This is a genomic window from Burkholderia sp. Bp9099 (assembly GCF_003857805.1).
Lineage (GTDB): Bacteria > Pseudomonadota > Gammaproteobacteria > Burkholderiales > Burkholderiaceae > Burkholderia.
Genome location: NZ_QTPU01000003.1, coordinates 172474 through 188246 on the forward strand (window position 1 = coordinate 172474; position 15773 = coordinate 188246).

Annotated in this window: 15 protein-coding genes and 2 riboswitches; of the genes, 9 read left to right on the top strand and 6 right to left on the bottom strand. The window is 69.1% G+C overall.

Annotated features, from left to right (window positions below; genetic code table 11):
- The first annotated feature begins 45 nt into the window (after positions 1-45).
- The 5 genes from DIE17_RS04385 (at position 46) to DIE17_RS04405 (ending at position 5213) form a co-directional block, all read left to right on the top strand.
- Positions 46-2310, top strand: coding sequence for a TonB-dependent siderophore receptor (locus DIE17_RS04385; RefSeq protein ID WP_124485517.1), 2265 nt, complete (start codon positions 46-48; stop codon positions 2308-2310).
- An 86-nt stretch (positions 2311-2396) separates the two neighbouring features.
- Positions 2397-3236, top strand: a complete 840-nt coding sequence (locus DIE17_RS04390) for a formyltransferase family protein (RefSeq protein ID WP_124485516.1) — start codon at positions 2397-2399, stop codon at positions 3234-3236.
- Entirely contained in the window at positions 3236-4252 is a 1017-nt protein-coding gene (locus tag DIE17_RS04395; protein ID WP_124485515.1) for a GNAT family N-acetyltransferase, read from the top strand. The genes DIE17_RS04390 and DIE17_RS04395 overlap by 1 nt, the downstream gene beginning before the upstream one ends.
- 275 nt (positions 4253-4527) lie before the next feature.
- Complete coding sequence (vapB, locus tag DIE17_RS04400; protein ID WP_124521795.1) at positions 4528-4794, top strand: type II toxin-antitoxin system VapB family antitoxin; 267 nt, start codon at positions 4528-4530, stop codon at positions 4792-4794.
- Positions 4791-5213 carry a PIN domain-containing protein gene (locus DIE17_RS04405; protein WP_124521794.1) on the top strand — a complete coding sequence of 141 codons (423 nt, stop codon included), beginning with the start codon at positions 4791-4793 and terminating at the stop codon, positions 5211-5213. Before vapB ends, DIE17_RS04405 begins: the two co-directional genes overlap by 4 nt.
- 42 nt (positions 5214-5255) lie before the next feature.
- Here DIE17_RS04405 and DIE17_RS04410 read toward each other — a convergent pair whose 3' ends face one another.
- Together DIE17_RS04410 and DIE17_RS04415 are read right to left on the bottom strand one after the other, a co-directional pair.
- On the bottom strand, positions 5256-6161 hold the full coding sequence (locus DIE17_RS04410) for a nucleotidyl transferase AbiEii/AbiGii toxin family protein (protein WP_124521792.1): 906 nt from the start codon (positions 6159-6161) through the stop codon (positions 5256-5258).
- Positions 6130-7200 (bottom strand): type IV toxin-antitoxin system AbiEi family antitoxin, encoded by a 1071-nt coding sequence (locus DIE17_RS04415; RefSeq protein WP_124485718.1) that lies wholly within the window; start codon positions 7198-7200, stop codon positions 6130-6132. The genes DIE17_RS04410 and DIE17_RS04415 overlap by 32 nt, the downstream gene beginning before the upstream one ends.
- A 354-nt stretch (positions 7201-7554) precedes the next feature.
- Between DIE17_RS04415 and DIE17_RS04420 the strand changes: the two genes are divergently transcribed.
- Complete coding sequence (locus DIE17_RS04420) at positions 7555-8718, top strand: M20 aminoacylase family protein (protein ID WP_124485510.1); 1164 nt, start codon at positions 7555-7557, stop codon at positions 8716-8718.
- A gap of 251 nt (positions 8719-8969) precedes the next feature.
- Entirely contained in the window at positions 8970-9509 is a 540-nt protein-coding gene (bamE, locus tag DIE17_RS04425) for an outer membrane protein assembly factor BamE (RefSeq protein WP_124521791.1), read from the top strand.
- Between the two features lie 35 nt (positions 9510-9544).
- On the opposite strand, the gene DIE17_RS04430 is transcribed toward bamE, so the two are convergent.
- The 4 genes from DIE17_RS04430 to cobA are packed head-to-tail and all read right to left on the bottom strand — an operon-like array spanning position 9545 to position 12673.
- Positions 9545-10849 carry a cobyrinate a,c-diamide synthase gene (locus tag DIE17_RS04430; protein WP_124521790.1) on the bottom strand — a complete coding sequence of 435 codons (1305 nt, stop codon included), beginning with the start codon at positions 10847-10849 and terminating at the stop codon, positions 9545-9547.
- Between the two features lie 3 nt (positions 10850-10852).
- On the bottom strand, positions 10853-11455 hold the full coding sequence (gene cobO / locus DIE17_RS04435) for a cob(I)yrinic acid a,c-diamide adenosyltransferase (protein ID WP_044843565.1): 603 nt from the start codon (positions 11453-11455) through the stop codon (positions 10853-10855).
- A gap of 34 nt (positions 11456-11489) precedes the next feature.
- Positions 11490-11867 (bottom strand): cobalamin biosynthesis protein, encoded by a 378-nt coding sequence (locus tag DIE17_RS04440; protein WP_124485507.1) that lies wholly within the window; start codon positions 11865-11867, stop codon positions 11490-11492.
- Entirely contained in the window at positions 11864-12673 is an 810-nt protein-coding gene (gene cobA, locus DIE17_RS04445) for a uroporphyrinogen-III C-methyltransferase (RefSeq protein ID WP_185500366.1), read from the bottom strand. The genes DIE17_RS04440 and cobA overlap by 4 nt, the downstream gene beginning before the upstream one ends.
- A gap of 109 nt (positions 12674-12782) precedes the next feature.
- Positions 12783-13019: riboswitch (cobalamin riboswitch) on the bottom strand.
- Between the two features lie 131 nt (positions 13020-13150).
- A riboswitch (cobalamin riboswitch) is annotated at positions 13151-13414 on the top strand.
- A gap of 184 nt (positions 13415-13598) precedes the next feature.
- On the opposite strand from cobA, the gene DIE17_RS04450 reads away from it, so the two are divergent.
- Both DIE17_RS04450 and cobW read left to right on the top strand, forming a co-directional pair.
- A complete protein-coding gene (locus tag DIE17_RS04450) occupies positions 13599-14657 on the top strand; it encodes a HoxN/HupN/NixA family nickel/cobalt transporter (RefSeq protein WP_124521789.1) in 1059 nt (352 codons plus the stop codon).
- A gap of 25 nt (positions 14658-14682) precedes the next feature.
- Positions 14683-15771, top strand: coding sequence for a cobalamin biosynthesis protein CobW (cobW, locus tag DIE17_RS04455; protein WP_124521788.1), 1089 nt, complete (start codon positions 14683-14685; stop codon positions 15769-15771).
- The last annotated feature ends 2 nt before the right edge of the window (positions 15772-15773 follow it).

The window sequence follows — 15773 nt, forward strand, 5'->3', positions numbered from 1 at the left end:
AAAGGCGCGGTCGGAGACCGCATCAAGAAAGTGGAGCAGAGAAAGATGGAGTGGGCAACAGGCACGCGTGTGCGTGCGATCGCAGCCGCGGCGAGCGTGGCGTTCGGGATGGCGGCAGGGCATGCATACGCCCAGACGGCGCCGGCCGTGAACGCAGGTGCCGCGGTGTCGGCCGGCGGTGCGCAGAACGGTGCGGCGGCCAGTGCGGCGGCAAGCACGTCGACCGGCGCGCAGAATGGCTCGACGTCCGGCACGCTGCCGGCGATCAACGTCAACGCGGGCTCGCAAGGCGACGGCACGGTCGGGCTCGTCGCGAAGCGCAGCCGGACCGGCACCAAGACCGATACGTCGATCAACGAAATCCCGCAGACGATCAACATCGTCACCGCGCAGCAGATCGAGATGACCGGCGCGACCGACGTGAACGCGGCGCTGCGCTACGTGCCGGGTTTCTCGTCGTACGGCTCGGACAACCGTTCCGACTGGTACGCGGCGCTGCGCGGCTTCACGCCGACCGCGTACGTGAACGGCCTGCAGGTGCCGAACACGCTGAACCTGTCGAGCTGGCGCGTCGATCCGTACATGATCGACAGCATCACCGTGCTGCGCGGGCCGACGTCGGTGCTGTACGGCGCCGGCGACCCGGGCGCGATCATCGACGTGCAGACCAAGACGGCCGACGGCGAGCGCGTGCGCGAAGCCGGCGTGCAGTTCGGCAACTATGCGCGCAAGCAGTTCATGATCGACGTCGGCGACAAGCTCGATGCGGACGGCAAGTATGCGTACCGGTTCGTCGGCGTCGCGCGCGACGGCAACGCGCTGACCGGCCCGAACAACGACCAGCGCGTCGCGCTCGCGCCGTCGTTCCGCTGGCGCCCGGACGCGGATACGTCGCTGACGCTGTCCGCCACCTACCTGCAGGACTGGGGCGACATCTCGTCGAACTTCCTGCCGGCGCAAGGCACGGTGTTGCCGAACCCGAACGGGCAGCTCAGCAAGGACGTCTACGGCGGCGACCCGGATTTCAACTACTACCGCAAGAAGCAGTGGTCGCTCGGCTACCAGTTCGAGCGGAATCTGAATTCGATGTGGACGTTCCGCCAGAACGTGCGCTGGATGCACCTGTCGCTCGACAACGGCTCGGTGTTCGGCGCGGGCTTCGCGGACGGCAGCCTGACCGACATCAACCGCTGGGCCGGCGTGTTCCAGACGAACTACAGCCGCTTCGACATCGACAACAACCTGCAGGGCCGCTTCGGCACGGGGCCGCTGGAGCACACGCTGCTGCTCGGCTTCCAGTACAACCGGCAGACCGCGACCGACAGCGAATGGCTGGCCGCCGCGCCGACGCTGAACATCTACAACCCGGTCTACACGCCCGTCACGCTGTCCGTGTTCTCGCCGCCGAATACCACGTACCGCACCAACACGTACACGACGATGAACACGTTCGGGCTGTACGTGCAGGACCAGGTCAAGTGGAACCGCTGGACGCTGACGCTCGGCGGCCGCGAGGACTGGGTCAACCAGCGGATGGACGACCGCGAGGGCGGCACGCAGTCGAAGGCCGACATCAGTGCGTTCACCGGCCGCGTGGGCCTCACCTACCAGGGCGACTACGGGCTGTCGCCGTACGTCAGCTACGCGACGTCGTTCAACCCGCTGATCGGCGTGAACCTGTACGGCGGCGGCCTGCCGCAGCCGACCCGCGGCAAGCAGATCGAGGCCGGCCTGCGCTGGCAGCCGCCCGGCAAGAACCTGATGCTGAGCGCGGCGATCTACCAGATCAACCAGACCAACGTGCTCACGTCGACGCCGCTCAATCTCGATCCGTCCGGCACGACGTCGGTCCAGACGGGCGAAGTGCGCTCGCGCGGGATCGAGCTGAACGCGACCGGCAAGCTCACGCGCAACCTGTCGCTGATCGCGTCCTACGTCTACCAGGACGTGAAGAACGTGAAGGCGAACGACGCATCGCTGAACAACTGGCCGGTCGACATTCCGCGACCGCGCCAGATGGCGTCGCTGTGGGCCGACTGGACGTGGCACACGGGGCCGCTCACGGGCTTCGGCCTGGGCGGCGGCGTGCGTTACCAGAGCGCGTCGGCCGGTGCGGCCGACAACTCGCTGACGGTCGCGAGCTACACGCTGTTCGACGCGGGCGTGCACTACGACACGCGCAACTGGCGCTTCGCCGTGAACGGGACGAACCTGTTCAACCGCCACTACATCAGCGGTTGCCAGTCGACGAGCGTCTGCATTTTCGGGACCGACCGCACGGTGCTCGCCACCGCGAAATACAACTGGTGACGCCGCGCGCCGCGGCGCGCCGGCCGGCCTTCGGGCCGGCGCGGGCGGGCCGCGGCGCCGTCGTCCGTTTTTTCCACGACGCCTCCATGCCGAAGAAAAATCTCGTCTACATCCAGTCGCTGCGCAACGGCGCGGCCGATCGCGCCGGCCAGCCGGTCGCCTACCGGGGCGGCACGCGCTACATGAAGGCGCCGCTCGAATTCCTCGTCGAGCGCCTGAACGACTCGCCGCTCGGCGAACGCTATGCGCTCAAGGGCGTGATCGTCGACGACGACGCAGGCTCGCCGGCCGACCGCGCGAAGGTCGCCGACTACGGCTTCGCGCGCACGCCGGGCCGCCCGTGGATCCTGCCCGACGGGCTGACGGTGCAGGGCCGGCCGGTCGACGAACTGTTCTGCACGATTGCATCGACGTACCGCCGGCTGCCGCGCGACGCACGCGAGCGCGTGACGGGCAAGCAAGCGTTCGAGCGCCGCCTGCTCGAACGCCTGCTCGAACTCGACGCCGACGTGGTCGTGCTCGACGGGCTGCTCGTGATCCTCGACGAGCTCGTGCGTCCCGGCGCGCGCTTTCACCGCCGCATCGCGAACATCCACCCCGGCATTACGGCCGACGCTTCGCCGTACCAGCGGCGCGGTGCGTGGGCGACGCTCGACGCGCTGCACGGCGCGCGCGGCGAACGGGTCGACTGGGCGAGCGGCGCGACCTCGCGCGTCGAACCGGTGACGATGACGGGCGCCTCGTTCCACTACGTCGACAACGGCATCGATTCCGGCGAGGTGATCTGCGACGTGCTCGACACGCCGATCGCGCCGGACGACACGATTCTCGAACTGCGCTGGAACAACTTCCAGCGCAGCCTGTTTCCGGCGCTCGAGCGGGGGCTGCACATCCTCGCCGACCGCCACGACGCGGGAGCACTGTGATGGAAGACACGCTGACGAAACCGGCCAACGCGGTAGACGCGGTCGAAGGCCACGTGGCCGCGGCACGCGACGGCGCCGCGCACGGGCAGGAGCCGCCCGCCGTCGAGCGCACGCTCGACGCGTGGCGGCCCGGCGATCCGCCGGCGGCACTGCTCGCGGAATTCGTCGCGCTGTTCAACACGGACACGCGGCACGACGCGGCGACGGTGTCGGTGCCGCTCGGCGGCGCCGATCCGGCGGCCATCGCGTCGTACGTCGCGCGCGCGGTTCGCGAAGGCGTGATCGACGGCGCGCGGATCGCGGGCGACCGGCTGCGCGTCACCGCATCGCGCGCGACGTTCTGGCAGAACCCGCGGCCGTGGCTGAAGGCCCCCGCGTCGGGCGGGATGCCGCTGCGCTACACGATCACGAACGGCCATCGGCACCCGGTGCGGCCGCCGTCGCCGGCCGGCGAGATCTATGCGCGCTACATGCCGCAGGTCGGGATGACGTTCAGCCTGCGCACCGTCGACATCGCTGCACATGCGCAGCTGTTCAGCGACTGGATGAACCTCGATCGCGTCGCGCATTTCTGGGATCAGCGCGGCACGCTCGACGAGCACGCCGCGTATCTCGCGGAGCGGCTCGCCGATCCGCACATGCATCCGATGATCGGCTATTTCGACGACACGCCGTTCGGCTATTTCGAGTTCTACTGGGCGAAGGAGGACCGCCTCGCGCCGTTCTACGACGCGCACGACTACGATCGCGGGCTGCACCTGCTGATTGGCGACTCACGCTTCCAGAGCGCGGGCAAGCTGCATGCATGGTGGAGCGGGGTGCTGCACTACATGTTCGTCGACGAACCGCGCACGCAGCGGCTCGTCGGCGAGCCGCGCGTCGATCACGTGCGGCATATCGCGTACATGCACCGGCTCGGGTTCCATACGTTGAAGGAGTTCGATTTCCCGCACAAGCGCGCGGCGCTTACCGTGATGGAGCGCGAAACATTCTTCGACACTTTCCGGTTGCCGTGACGGGGACGGGGACGGGGACGCGAGGCGTCGATACGTCGATTCGCAAGCGTGGACGTTTCGCGCGGCTTGCAGGGGGCGCGCATCGGCCGTTCGGGATATGGATCGGGTGGGCGGCATGAGGAAGAATGGTCGCTCCCTCATCGCAGACAGGTCGTGACGACATGGCAAGCACACCCACGACAGCATCAGGCGCGATCCCGCATCAGCGCCGCCCGATATTGACATATGCCGGCATATGCCTAGAGTGGGTGCATCGTACTCCATTGGAGTGGCTCATGCGCACCGTTTCCATTTTCAAGAACGCCCGTAACCAGGCAATCCGCATCCCGAAGGACATGGAATTCGAGGGGGTGACGGAACTCGAGATCCGCCGCGAGGGCGACACGTTGCTGCTGCGGCCGGTGCGGCCGACGTGGCTGTCGCTCGCGAGTGAACCGCTGGCCGATGCCGACTTCCTCGTCGAGCGCCAGGCTGTCGTCGAATCCGGCCGTTTCGACTTGTCCGGCGCCGATGACGCCGCACCGACGGAGTCGGGCCGGTGACCACGCTCTACATGCTCGATACGAACATCTGTTCGTTGATCATGCGCGAGCGACCGTCCGTGGTGTTGTCCCGGCTGCAGTCGTGCGTCAATGCGCAGCACCGGATCGTCGTGTCGGCGATTACCTATGCGGAAATGCGGTTCGGCGCGGTCGGCAGAAAGGCATCGCCGAAGCATGCGGAACTCGTGACGGCCTTTGTCGCTCGGCTGGACGGCGTGCTGTCGCGGGATACCGCGGCGGTCGATGCAACGGCGGCGATTCGCGCCGACCTCGCCGCGCGCGGCACGCCGATCGGCGCAAACGATGCGTCGATCGCCGGTCACGCGATCGCGGCCGGTGCCGTGCTCGTCACGAACAATCGTCGCGAGTTCGGCCGCGTCGCGGGGTTGTCGCTCGAAGACTGGGCGGCCTCGGCCTGAGGTCGTGAATGCGCGATGGCGTGGCGCCCGCGCGGTCGCACGTCACGCGCGAGGAACAGGCGGATCCGCGAGGAAGGCGCTGCGGAACGCGTCGAGATACCGGTCGGCGTCCGCGCTGAATTCCCCCGGCAGCAGCGCGAACGCGCGGGCCTGCAGATCCTGCCCGAGCGTCGCGTAGATTGCTTCGTCGGACAACAGCGCGCGGATCGCATCGTACGTCTGCGGCGAAGCAATCCGCTGCGCATCGCGCGCCAGCAGCGCAGCCGCCGCCACCTCAGGCTGGAAACCGTGCTGCTCGAGCAGGTCGGGCGCCACCTCCCAGATGCGCTCGCGATTGCCTGCGTCGTGGAAATGCGTGAGCAGGAACAACAGGTCGTACGCGTCGCTGTTCTGGCGCGCGCGCCGGTCCTTCCACGCGAGCAACTTCAACAGCGCAAGGGCGGGCAGGCTCGCCACCGGCACCGCGACGTCGGCCGCGATCGACACGACCAGCGCCGTATCGATCGCCTCCTGAAAGCCCAGCACGTTCAACACGAAATCGCCGCCAGGCGGCCAAGCGATTTCGCCGGGCGGCGTTTCGAGCGGCCCGAACGGCACGAGATCGAGTTCCGTGCGAAAGCCTTGCGTCCCGCTGTCGAACAGCAGTTTCTGCTGATGCTTCGGCGCACGCGCGAATTGCCCGGTCGCGACGAGCGCATCGACGAGCCGTTCGTGAAACGGCCAGCTCACCGCGCACACCGCGACGTCGACGTCCCGCGTCGCACGCACCGGGCGGATGCCGTGGACATGCCACATCAGGATGTCGCGCGCGGTCGCACCGGCGACGACGAATGCCGCGTCGAGCTGCGCGCAGGCCGCACGGACCGCCTGCAGCAGCGCGACCGCCGCCGGCTCGAGCGGCCGGCGCGCGTCGACTTCAAGCGGGCGGGCGGGCGAGGTATCGGTCATGGATGTGTTCGGCGGCGGCGAGATTGCGGCTGTCCCCGGACGAGACGAGATCCGCGTAGATCAGCAGCGGCGGCACGAGCGGCACGTCCTGCTCGCGCCAGTCGAGCGCCGGCGACGGCGGCCAGAAGGCTTCGAGCAGCTCGACGTCGCCACGCTCGTCCGGGCGCAGGCGTGCCTGGAGCAGCAGGCGGTTCGACACGGCGCCATGCGTATAGACGGTGATCGCGGCCGGCTTCAGGTCGTGCGTCAGCAAGTCGGCCGCGGGTTCGCCGCCCAGCCGCGCGTCGAATGCCGCGAAATCGAAGCCGCGCCACCAGTCGGGCGCGAGCGCGGCAAACCGCCGGGCCGGCAGTTTCGCGCGCAGGCGGCTCGGATACAGCGCGACCCATTCCTGCATGAAGCGCGGCCAGTCGGGTATCAGCCGTTCGCCGTTGCGCCGCTGCGCGACAAGGCCGCGCGCGAGCAGGTCGTCCATCGCGAGATTGACCGTGCCGAGCGCGACGCCCGACGCGGCAGCGATCGCCCGGTACGGTTGCGCGACGAGGCCCGGCTGCGTCGCGAGCGCGAACATCACGGCCAGCCCCTTGGGCGTCGTCGCGCGCGATGCCTGCCGGCGCGGCGTGCGGGCGGGTTTCGGCCGGCCGGCGATCATCACGGTCGCTTCCGGCTGGATCAGGCACGCATTGCCGGCCGTATCGAGAAACGGGATGCCTTGATCGGTCAGGCGGGCAGCCAGCTCGACCGATACGTACGGCGCAACCAGCATCAGCGGCCGCTCGCCGGGCAGCGGGGCGCCGCCGCGCCGGCGCAGCGCCGCGCGTGCGTCCTGCACCGATTCGACCCCGATGCTCACCGCCGCCGGCATCTCGAAGGCCTGCCCGGCAATGGCGAAACGGATCATCGCGTCGGCATGCGCTTCATAGGCGGCCGGCACGCGCACGGGCCGCGCATGGAAGTGCCGGGTCGCGCGTTCGAACGCGGCGCAGGCTTCGTCGAGCACGTGCTGTTCCGCTATCGGCAGGGTGGCGTTCTCGGGCATCGGGATGGATCGCTTGTTCACTTTTCTGCCAGCGTACACAAAAAATGTACAACCGTCAAAAAATGAACACGAACGCTCAACTCTTTGATAAGGCGAGATTATTCCGGAATGACGAACGGAACTCAACGTGCACTCCCACCTGAGAAATCAAGACGAACTCGCAGTGTCGCGCATCCCGATCGTGGCCGGCAGTCACCCGAATGGCCAGCTTCCTCCCGCCGTGCGATTCGTCGTGTGCCGGCGAGCAGACTGGCAACTCCAGGTTGTCGCCGCGACGACTTTCTGTCTGTCCGGTTGCCGCTCAACCGACTATCCTTGCCTGCACATTCCCCACGGAACCCAGGAGACGACACCGTGACGCACAGCGTGATCCCCGCAGGCCTCGCCGACGAAATGATCGAGATCCGGCACCGCATTCATGCCCACCCCGAACTGGGCTTCGAGGAATTCGCGACGAGCGATCTCGTCGCCGGGCAGTTGCAGGCGTGGGGCTACACGGTGCAGCGCGGGCTCGGCGGCACGGGCGTCGTCGCGCAGCTGAAGGTGGGCAATGGCACGCAGCGCCTCGGCCTGCGTGCCGACATGGATGCGCTGCCGATCCACGAGTCGACCGGCCTGCCGTACCAGAGCACGATCCCCGGCAAGATGCACGCGTGCGGTCACGACGGCCACACGGCGATGCTGCTCGCGGCCGCGAAGCACCTGGCGCGCGAGCGCCGCTTTTCCGGCACGCTGAACCTGATTTTCCAGCCGGCCGAGGAAGGGCTCGGCGGCGCGAAGAAAATGCTCGACGACGGGCTGTTCGAGCAGTTCCCGTGCGACGCGATCTTCGCGATGCACAACATGCCGGGCTTCCCGACGGGCAAGTTCGGCTTCCTGCCGGGGCCGTTCATGGCGTCGTCCGATACCGTGACCATCGACGTGCAGGGGCGCGGCGGCCACGGCGCGGTGCCGCACAAGGCGATCGACCCGGTCGTCGTGTGCGCGCAGATCGTCATCGCGCTGCAGACGATCGTCTCGCGCAACGTATCGCCGCTCGACATGGCGATCGTCACGGTCGGTGCGATCCACGCGGGCGAGGCGCCGAACGTGATTCCCGACCGTGCGCAGATGCGCCTGTCCGTTCGCGCGCTGAAGCCCGAGGTGCGCGACCTGCTCGAGACACGCATCAAGGAAGTCGTTCATGCGCAGGCGGCCGTGTTCGGCGCGACCGCGACGATCGACTACCAGCGTCGCTATCCGGTGCTCGTCAACGATGCGGAGATGACCGCGTTCGCACGGGGCGTCGCGCGCGGGTGGGTCGGCGAAGCGAACCTGATCGACGGGATGGTGCCGCTCACCGGCAGCGAGGATTTCGCGTTCCTGCTCGAGAAGCGGCCGGGCTGCTACCTGATCATCGGCAACGGCGACGGGGAGGGCGGCTGCATGGTGCACAACCCCGGCTACGACTTCAACGACGCGGCGCTGCCGATCGGCGCGTCGTACTGGGTCAAGCTGGCGGAGACTTTCCTGGTGTGACGCCGCGGCGCATCGACGTGGGCACCGCCGCCCGGTGAGCGCCCGCGCGGCCATGACACCGGCCGCGCGGGACGCATTGGAAACGCGCCAAAGGCGCTACACAAGAGCTACCGCCAACCCTCGCCCAGGCTCCTGTTCCATTGGAAAGCGCTCACGCGCTGAATTTGACGCTCCTTGACATCGACGGCACGGGCCGCGTGCTACGCTGCGCGCGACGCCGGATCGGCTCGATGAATACAGGTGTGGACGACATGCGAAAACAGTTTCTGACCGTGCTGACGGCTTGCGCGGTCGGCGTTCTGGCGGCCGGATGCGACGACCAGAAGGTGGCTGACGCGGTGAATGCGATCAAGCCCGATCCGATGGCGTTCGGCAATCTGCAGCCGGGCGTCTCGACGACCGAGGACGTGCTGCGCCAGGCGGGCAAGCCCGAGATGGTCCGGCAGGGCGACGACGGCTCGCAGCGCTTCGAATATCCGCGCGGCCCGTACGGCACGCGCACGTACATGCTCGATTTCGGGCCCGACGGCCGGCTCGTGTCGATCACGCAGGCGCTGACGGCGGCGAACATCGCGAAGGTCGTGCCGGGGATGTCGAAGGACGACGTACGGCAACTGCTCGGCAAGCCGACCGAGGTCGCGCAATACGCGTTGAGCCATGAGGAAGTGTGGAGCTGGCACTGGGCCGAGGGCGGCGTATCGGGCGACGCGATGTTCAACGCGCATTTCTCCCCCGACGGCACCGTGATCCGGACTTCGCGCTCGGAAGCGCCGGGCCGCGAAAAACCCTGACCGCGCGGCCGCGCGGTGTCCCGGGGTATTTTTCGTCAGAATACCGTGCCGCCGAACAGCGCGGCCGCCATCTCCGGATTCGATGGCCAGTACATGTGCATGTAGGTCGCGACGATCGGGCCCGCGCGATATACGGCTTCGCCGCTTCCGGGCGCGCCGTCGGGCCGCGCAGCCGTCGCCACCGGCGCCAGCGGCGTATCGAGCCGCGAATAATGAAACGTATGACCGCGCATCGGCCCGGTGCGCGTGTCCAGCTGCTGCATCCCGAGCGCCGCGAACCGGCGCTGCATCGTCGCATGGCCTGACAACAGTCCGAGCATCGGCGTCGTCGCGCCGTCCACGTCGGTCAGCGATTCGCACAGATACACCATCCCCCCGCATTCCGCGACGATCGGCAGGCCGGCCGCCGCATGCGCGCGAATCGTCCGCGCGGTCACGGCATTCGCCGCGAGCGTCGCCGCATGCAGTTCCGGATAGCCGCCCGGCAAGAACAGCGCGTCGCAATCGTCGGGCACGGGTTCGTCCGCAAGCGGCGAAAAGAACCGCAGCTGCGCACCCAGCGCGTCGAGCAGCGCGAGATTGGCCGGATAGATGAACGAGAACGCGGCATCGCGCGCGATCGCGATCCGCTTGCCGGCGAGCACGCGCGGCAGCGCGGCGTGAACGTCCGGTTCCGCGAACGCGACGGCCGGCGGCAATTCGGCGAGCGCCGTCCGCGCGAGCACGTCGGCCGCACGCTCGAGCCGCGCGTCGAGATCGTCGATGTCGGCCGGCTGGTGCAGGCCGAGATGCCGTTCCGGCAGCGCGATGCCCGCATCGGCCGGCACGTGCCCGAGCCAGCGCAGGTCGTCCGGCAGCGCCTGCCGCAGCAGTTCCGCATGTCGCGGCGACCCGACACGATTGCCCAGCACGCCGTGAAACGGCACCTCCGGCCGGAACCGCGCGAGCCCGAACGCGATCGCCGCGAACGTCTGCGCCATCGACTTCGCGGCAATCACCGCGACGACCGGCACGCCGAACGCGACCGCGAGATCGGCGCTGCTCGGCGTGCCGTCGAACAACCCCATCACGCCTTCGATCAGGATCAGGTCCGCGTCGCGCGCCGCATCGGCGAGCAGCGCGCGGCAGCCGGCTTCGCCGACCATGCCGAGGTCGAGCGCGTGCACGGGCGCGCCGCTCGCGCGTTCGAGCAGCATCGGATCGAGAAAATCCGGCCCGGTCTTGAACACGCGCACGCGCCGGCCGAGCCGCCGGTGCAGCCGCGCGAGGCCGGCCGTCACCGACGTCTTGCCCTGGCCGGACGCGGGCGCGCTGACGAACAGCGCGGGGCAGGCCAGCATCACTCAGAACTCCACGCCGGGTTGCGCCTTCACGCCTTGCTCCTTGTACGGATGCTTGACGAGACGCATTTCGGTGACGAGGTCGGCCGCATCGATCAGCGCATCGGGCGCATGCCGCCCGGTGACGACGACGTGCACCGATTCCGGGCGCGCGACGAGCGTCGCGAGCACTTCGTCGAGCGGCAGGTATTCGTACTTCAGCACGGTGTTCAGCTCGTCGAGGATCACCATCCGGTACTCGCCGCTTTCGATCATCCGGCGCGCCTCGTCCCAGCCCTTGCGCGCGGTCGCGATGTCGGCGTCGCGGTTCTGCGTGTTCCACGTATAGCCGTCGCCCATCGTCACGAAGTCGCATTGCGCGACCGCGCCGAGGAAGTCGCGCTCGGACGTGTGCAGCGCGCCCTTGATGAACTGCACGACGCCGAGCCGCATGCCATGGCCGAGCACGCGCACGGCCATGCCGAACGCGGCCGTGCTCTTGCCCTTGCCGTTGCCGGTATTGACGATCAGCAGGCCCTTTTCCTGGGTAGCGGCAGCCTGCTTCTTTTCATGGCCGGCGCGGCGGCGTTCGGTCATCCGCTGATGGGATTCGGCATCGGTCTTCATCGGGAATCGTCCTGTCGAAAGCGAAACAAAAGGTTCAGAGCGGGCCGGCGAGCGCGACCGTCACGCCGTCCCGGATGGATTTGGGGCCGAGCAGCCGGCCATCGGGCGCCGCGAGCCGCGCGCACGGCTCGGCCACGCCCGCGACGCCGAAACGCGCGAGCGCCGCAGCCGACGGGCCGCTCAAGGCCGGTTCGGGGCACCGCGCGAGCTGCGCCGCGTCGAACGCGACGAGCGGCCAGCCGCGGCGTGCGCACAGCGTGCGCAGCGGCCGGGCACGCGCCTTGTCGGCGAGCGTCGCGACGACGGCCGGCTCGGCGTCCGGGTAGCGCGCCAGCGCCGCGCGGATCGCGGCATCGAGTTGCGCGGCCGTCACGCCCGCGCGGAAACCGACGCCGAGCGCGACGCGCATCATGCGCTGCCGCCGAGCGCCGCGCGCACCGCCGGATCGCCGGCGAGCGCCGCGACGCGGCCGATCACGACGATCGCGGGCGAGCCGATACCGGCGGCGCCCACGCGTTCGACGACCGTGTCGAGCGTCGCGAGCGCGTGCCGCTGCCCGTCGCGCGTCGCGTTCTCGATCGCCGCGCACGGCATGTCGCCGGGCACGCCGCCGTCACGCAGCGCGGCCACGATCGTGTCGAGCCGGCGTATGCCCATGTAGATCACGATCGTCATCCGCGTCGCGGCCAGCGCGCGCCAGTCGGGCTCGTCGGCGCCCGCGCCGTGGCCCGTGACGAAGATCACGCCCTGCGCGTCGCCGCGATGCGTGACCGGAATGCCGAGTGCGGCCGGCGCCGCGATACCTGCCGTGATGCCGTTCACGACCTCGACCGGGAAACCCGCCGCGCCGAGCGCGAGCAGCTCCTCGCCGCCGCGGCCGAACACGAACGGATCGCCGCCCTTGAGCCGCGCGACGCTGCGGCCCGCGCGCAGGTGCGCGAGCATCGCGGCGACGATCGTTTCCTGCGGCGTCGACGCGTGGCCGCCGCGCTTGCCGACGTGCTCGATGCGCGCGTCGGCGCGCGCATGGCGCAATACATCGGGGTTCACGAGATCGTCGACGAGCAGCACGTCGGCCGCGGCGATCGCGCGCACGGCCTTCAGCGTCAGCAGATCCGCGTCGCCGGGGCCGGCGCCGACGAGCCAGGCGCGGCTCATCGGGCGCGGCACGGCGCACACCGTGTCGTGGCAGTGGAAAGGGGACAGCGAGCGGCGCATCGGCGGCCGGCGGACAGGCAAGGCATGACGGATCGGGCGAAGCCCGCGCGAACGCGGGCGGAAAGCGCACCCCATCCGTCCCCCGCGGATCGGGCGTTCGGCGAGCAGCGGGCTCGCCCCTTGCGTCGGCCGGTATCCGGGCTGGCCGCTTGCCAGGCCGCAGCCTTCCCGCCCGCTGAAGGGCAGTGGCATCGCGGGCGGCCTGGGCGCGTGCGGGGGGAACCGCGGCGCGCGGGCGGCGTACCGTTGCGGGGACAGCACAGGCCGGGCGGACTTCCGCCTCCTGTTTCCCGTTTAACTGCGTGCGCGGAATGCGCATGCGAGCACCGAACGCGGCGCATACGATAGCACAGCGGTCGGCCCGCGCGAACCCGCCGCGCGAGCGCCGCAAGCGCCCCCGGTGCGATGCCGCCACCACGCCGGACGCGCCGCGGCAGGCCGTTCCGCCTTTACCTTGACGCTCCCCGCACCGCCGCCTACACTCGCACGCGTTTCGGTGCTCGCGCGCGCTCCTCCGGCGCGCGCAGTTAAACGGGAAACAGGGAGCCTGCCTGCGCCGCAGTCGGACCAACCTGTGCTGCCCCCGCAACGGTAAGCGAACGCGTCGCGCCCAGCGCGATGCAGCGCCGCTTCGCCGCATGCCTGCCGCATGCGGACGACCGCCACTGGATGCCGCGCATCCGGGAAGGCGAAGCGGCGTGTTCGTCAGCCCGGATACCGGCCGAGACGTTGGGGTTCAGCGCCGCGGGGAGGCGGCGCATCGTCCACGGCCGCAGTTCGCCGGACGCCCGGGCGTTGCCCTTCCTTCGCCGATCCGTCAGCCGCTGCACGCGTGCGGGCCGGGGCGAAGAACGGCCAGCTCCGCGGGCAGGCCGACGACGGCCGTGTTGGCATACATCATGTCGACCGTTCGCAAAGGAGCATCATGCTCGACTCGTTCTTCCGCCTGTTCAACGACAGCCCGTCCGGGCTGCGCGGCAAAATCGCCGCGATCTATTCATTGCTCGTCGCATTCAACGTCGGCGCGTGGATCTGGGCCTTCATCGCGTTTCGCGACCAGCCCGTGCTGCTGGGTACCGCGCTGCTCGCCTACGTGTTCGGGCTGCGCCACGCGGTCGACGCCGATCATATCGCCGCGATCGACAACGTCACGCGCAAGCTGATGCAGGAGGGCCGCAGCCCGCTCGGCGCGGGCCTGTTCTTCTCGCTCGGCCATTCGACGGTGGTGATCGTGATGTCGGTCGCGGTCGCGCTGACCGCGGCGTCGCTCGCGCGCTTCGAGAGCATGAAGACCTGGGGCGGCGTGATCAGCACGAGCGTGTCGGCGTTCTTCCTGCTGGTGCTCGCGGCCGCGAACCTGCTGATCCTGATCTCCGTGTACCGGACGTTTCGCGCGGCACGCCGCGGCGAGCCGATCGTCGACGCCGACCTCGACATGCTGATGAACCAGCGCGGCGTGCTGGCCCGCCTGTTCCGGCCGTTGTTCCGCCTCGTGTCGCGCAGCTGGCACCTGTATCCGGTCGGCTTCCTGTTCGGCTTCGGCTTCGATACCGCGACCGAGATCGCGCTGTTCGGCATTTCGGCCACGCAGGTGCAGGGCGGCCTGTCGTTCTGGTCGGTGATGGTGCTGCCGGTGCTGTTCACCGCGGGCATGACGCTCGTCGACACGACCGACGGCATCCTGATGATGGGCGCGTACCGCTGGGCGTACGTGCGGCCGATCCGCAAGATCTACTACAACATGACGATCACGTTCGTGTCGGTGCTGGTTGCCGCGCTGATCGGCGGCATCGAGGTGCTCGCGCTGCTCGCGGACAAACTCTCGCTGCAGGGCCCGGTATGGGATTTCGCGACGATGGTCGCATCGCATTTCGGCATGCTCGGCTACGTCGTGATCGGCCTGTTCGTCGCGTGCTGGATCGTATCGGCCGCGATCTACCGCCTCAAACGCTACGACGAGATCGACGTGACGCTCTCGGCCTGACTCCCTCTTAGACACAGGACCCACCATGACCCTACGCAAGCTTCCCGTCACGATCGTCACGGGCTTTCTCGGCAGCGGCAAGACCACGCTGATGCGCCACATCCTGCAGCATGCAGAAGGCCGCCGCATCGCGGTGATCGTCAACGAATTCGGCGAGCTCGGCATCGACGGCGAAATCCTCAAGGGCTGCGGGATCGGCTGCGAGGATGCCGAGGGCGCCCGCACCGAAGCGTCGGGCCAGCTGTACGAACTCGCGAACGGCTGCCTGTGCTGCACCGTTCAGGAGGAGTTCTATCCGGTGATGGAAGCGCTCGTCGAGCGCCGCGCCGACATCGATCACGTGCTGATCGAGACGTCGGGCCTCGCGCTGCCGAAGCCGCTCGTGCAGGCCTTCAACTGGCCCACGATCCGCAACAGCTTCACGGTCGACGCGGTCGTGACCGTCGTCGACGGGCCGGCCGCCGCGAGCGGCCAGTTCGCCGATAACCCGCAGGCCGTCGACGCGCAGCGCCGCGCCGATCCGAACCTCGACCACGAATCGCCGCTGCATGAACTGTTCGCCGACCAGCTGTCGTCCGCCGATCTCGTGATCGTGAACAAGGCCGACCTCGTCGCCGACGCGCAGTTCGCCGCGGTCGAAGCCGCGATTCGCGAGGAGATCCCGCCGCAGGTGAAGGTCGTGCGCGCGACGCGCGGCGAGCTCGACCTCGCGATGCTGCTCGGCCTCGAATCGGCATCGGAGGAAACGATCCACCTGCGGCACGACCATCACGGCTCGGCCGACGACGGCGATCACGACCATCACCACGACGAATTCGATTCGGTGGTGGTGTCGGGCGACGCGGGCTCGCGCGAGGCGACGATCGCCGCGCTGCAGCGTGTCGTCGAGACGCACACGATCTACCGAGCGAAAGGCTTCGCGGCGCTGCCCGATGCGCCGATGCGGCTCGTGATCCAGGGCGTCGGCCGCCGCTTCGACAGCTATTTCGACCGTCGCTGGCAGGACGGCGAACCGCGTGCGAGCCGCTTCGTGCTGATCGGCGAGGATCTCGACGCGGCCGCGCTGCAGCGCGCGTTCGACGTCGCGTGCGCGGCCGAGCCGCAACAGGCGTAACG

What these genes read in the sequence shown, in the direction of transcription:
- DIE17_RS04415 (WP_124485718.1), bottom strand. Translation starts at nt 7,200, where the DNA reads ATGCCCGAGAACGCCACCCTGCCGATAGCGGAACAGCACGTGCTCGAC.
- DIE17_RS04385 (WP_124485517.1), top strand. Translation starts at nt 46, where the DNA reads ATGGAGTGGGCAACAGGCACGCGTGTGCGTGCGATCGCAGCCGCGGCG.
- vapB (WP_124521795.1), top strand. Translation starts at nt 4,528, where the DNA reads ATGCGCACCGTTTCCATTTTCAAGAACGCCCGTAACCAGGCAATCCGC.
- DIE17_RS04450 (WP_124521789.1), top strand. Translation starts at nt 13,599, where the DNA reads ATGCTCGACTCGTTCTTCCGCCTGTTCAACGACAGCCCGTCCGGGCTG.
- bamE (WP_124521791.1), top strand. Translation starts at nt 8,970, where the DNA reads ATGCGAAAACAGTTTCTGACCGTGCTGACGGCTTGCGCGGTCGGCGTT.
- cobA (WP_185500366.1), bottom strand. Translation starts at nt 12,673, where the DNA reads ATGCGCCGCTCGCTGTCCCCTTTCCACTGCCACGACACGGTGTGCGCC.
- DIE17_RS04430 (WP_124521790.1), bottom strand. Translation starts at nt 10,849, where the DNA reads ATGCTGGCCTGCCCCGCGCTGTTCGTCAGCGCGCCCGCGTCCGGCCAG.
- DIE17_RS04440 (WP_124485507.1), bottom strand. Translation starts at nt 11,867, where the DNA reads ATGATGCGCGTCGCGCTCGGCGTCGGTTTCCGCGCGGGCGTGACGGCC.
- cobO (WP_044843565.1), bottom strand. Translation starts at nt 11,455, where the DNA reads ATGAAGACCGATGCCGAATCCCATCAGCGGATGACCGAACGCCGCCGC.
- cobW (WP_124521788.1), top strand. Translation starts at nt 14,683, where the DNA reads ATGACCCTACGCAAGCTTCCCGTCACGATCGTCACGGGCTTTCTCGGC.
- DIE17_RS04410 (WP_124521792.1), bottom strand. Translation starts at nt 6,161, where the DNA reads ATGACCGATACCTCGCCCGCCCGCCCGCTTGAAGTCGACGCGCGCCGG.
- DIE17_RS04390 (WP_124485516.1), top strand. Translation starts at nt 2,397, where the DNA reads ATGCCGAAGAAAAATCTCGTCTACATCCAGTCGCTGCGCAACGGCGCG.
- DIE17_RS04395 (WP_124485515.1), top strand. Translation starts at nt 3,236, where the DNA reads ATGGAAGACACGCTGACGAAACCGGCCAACGCGGTAGACGCGGTCGAA.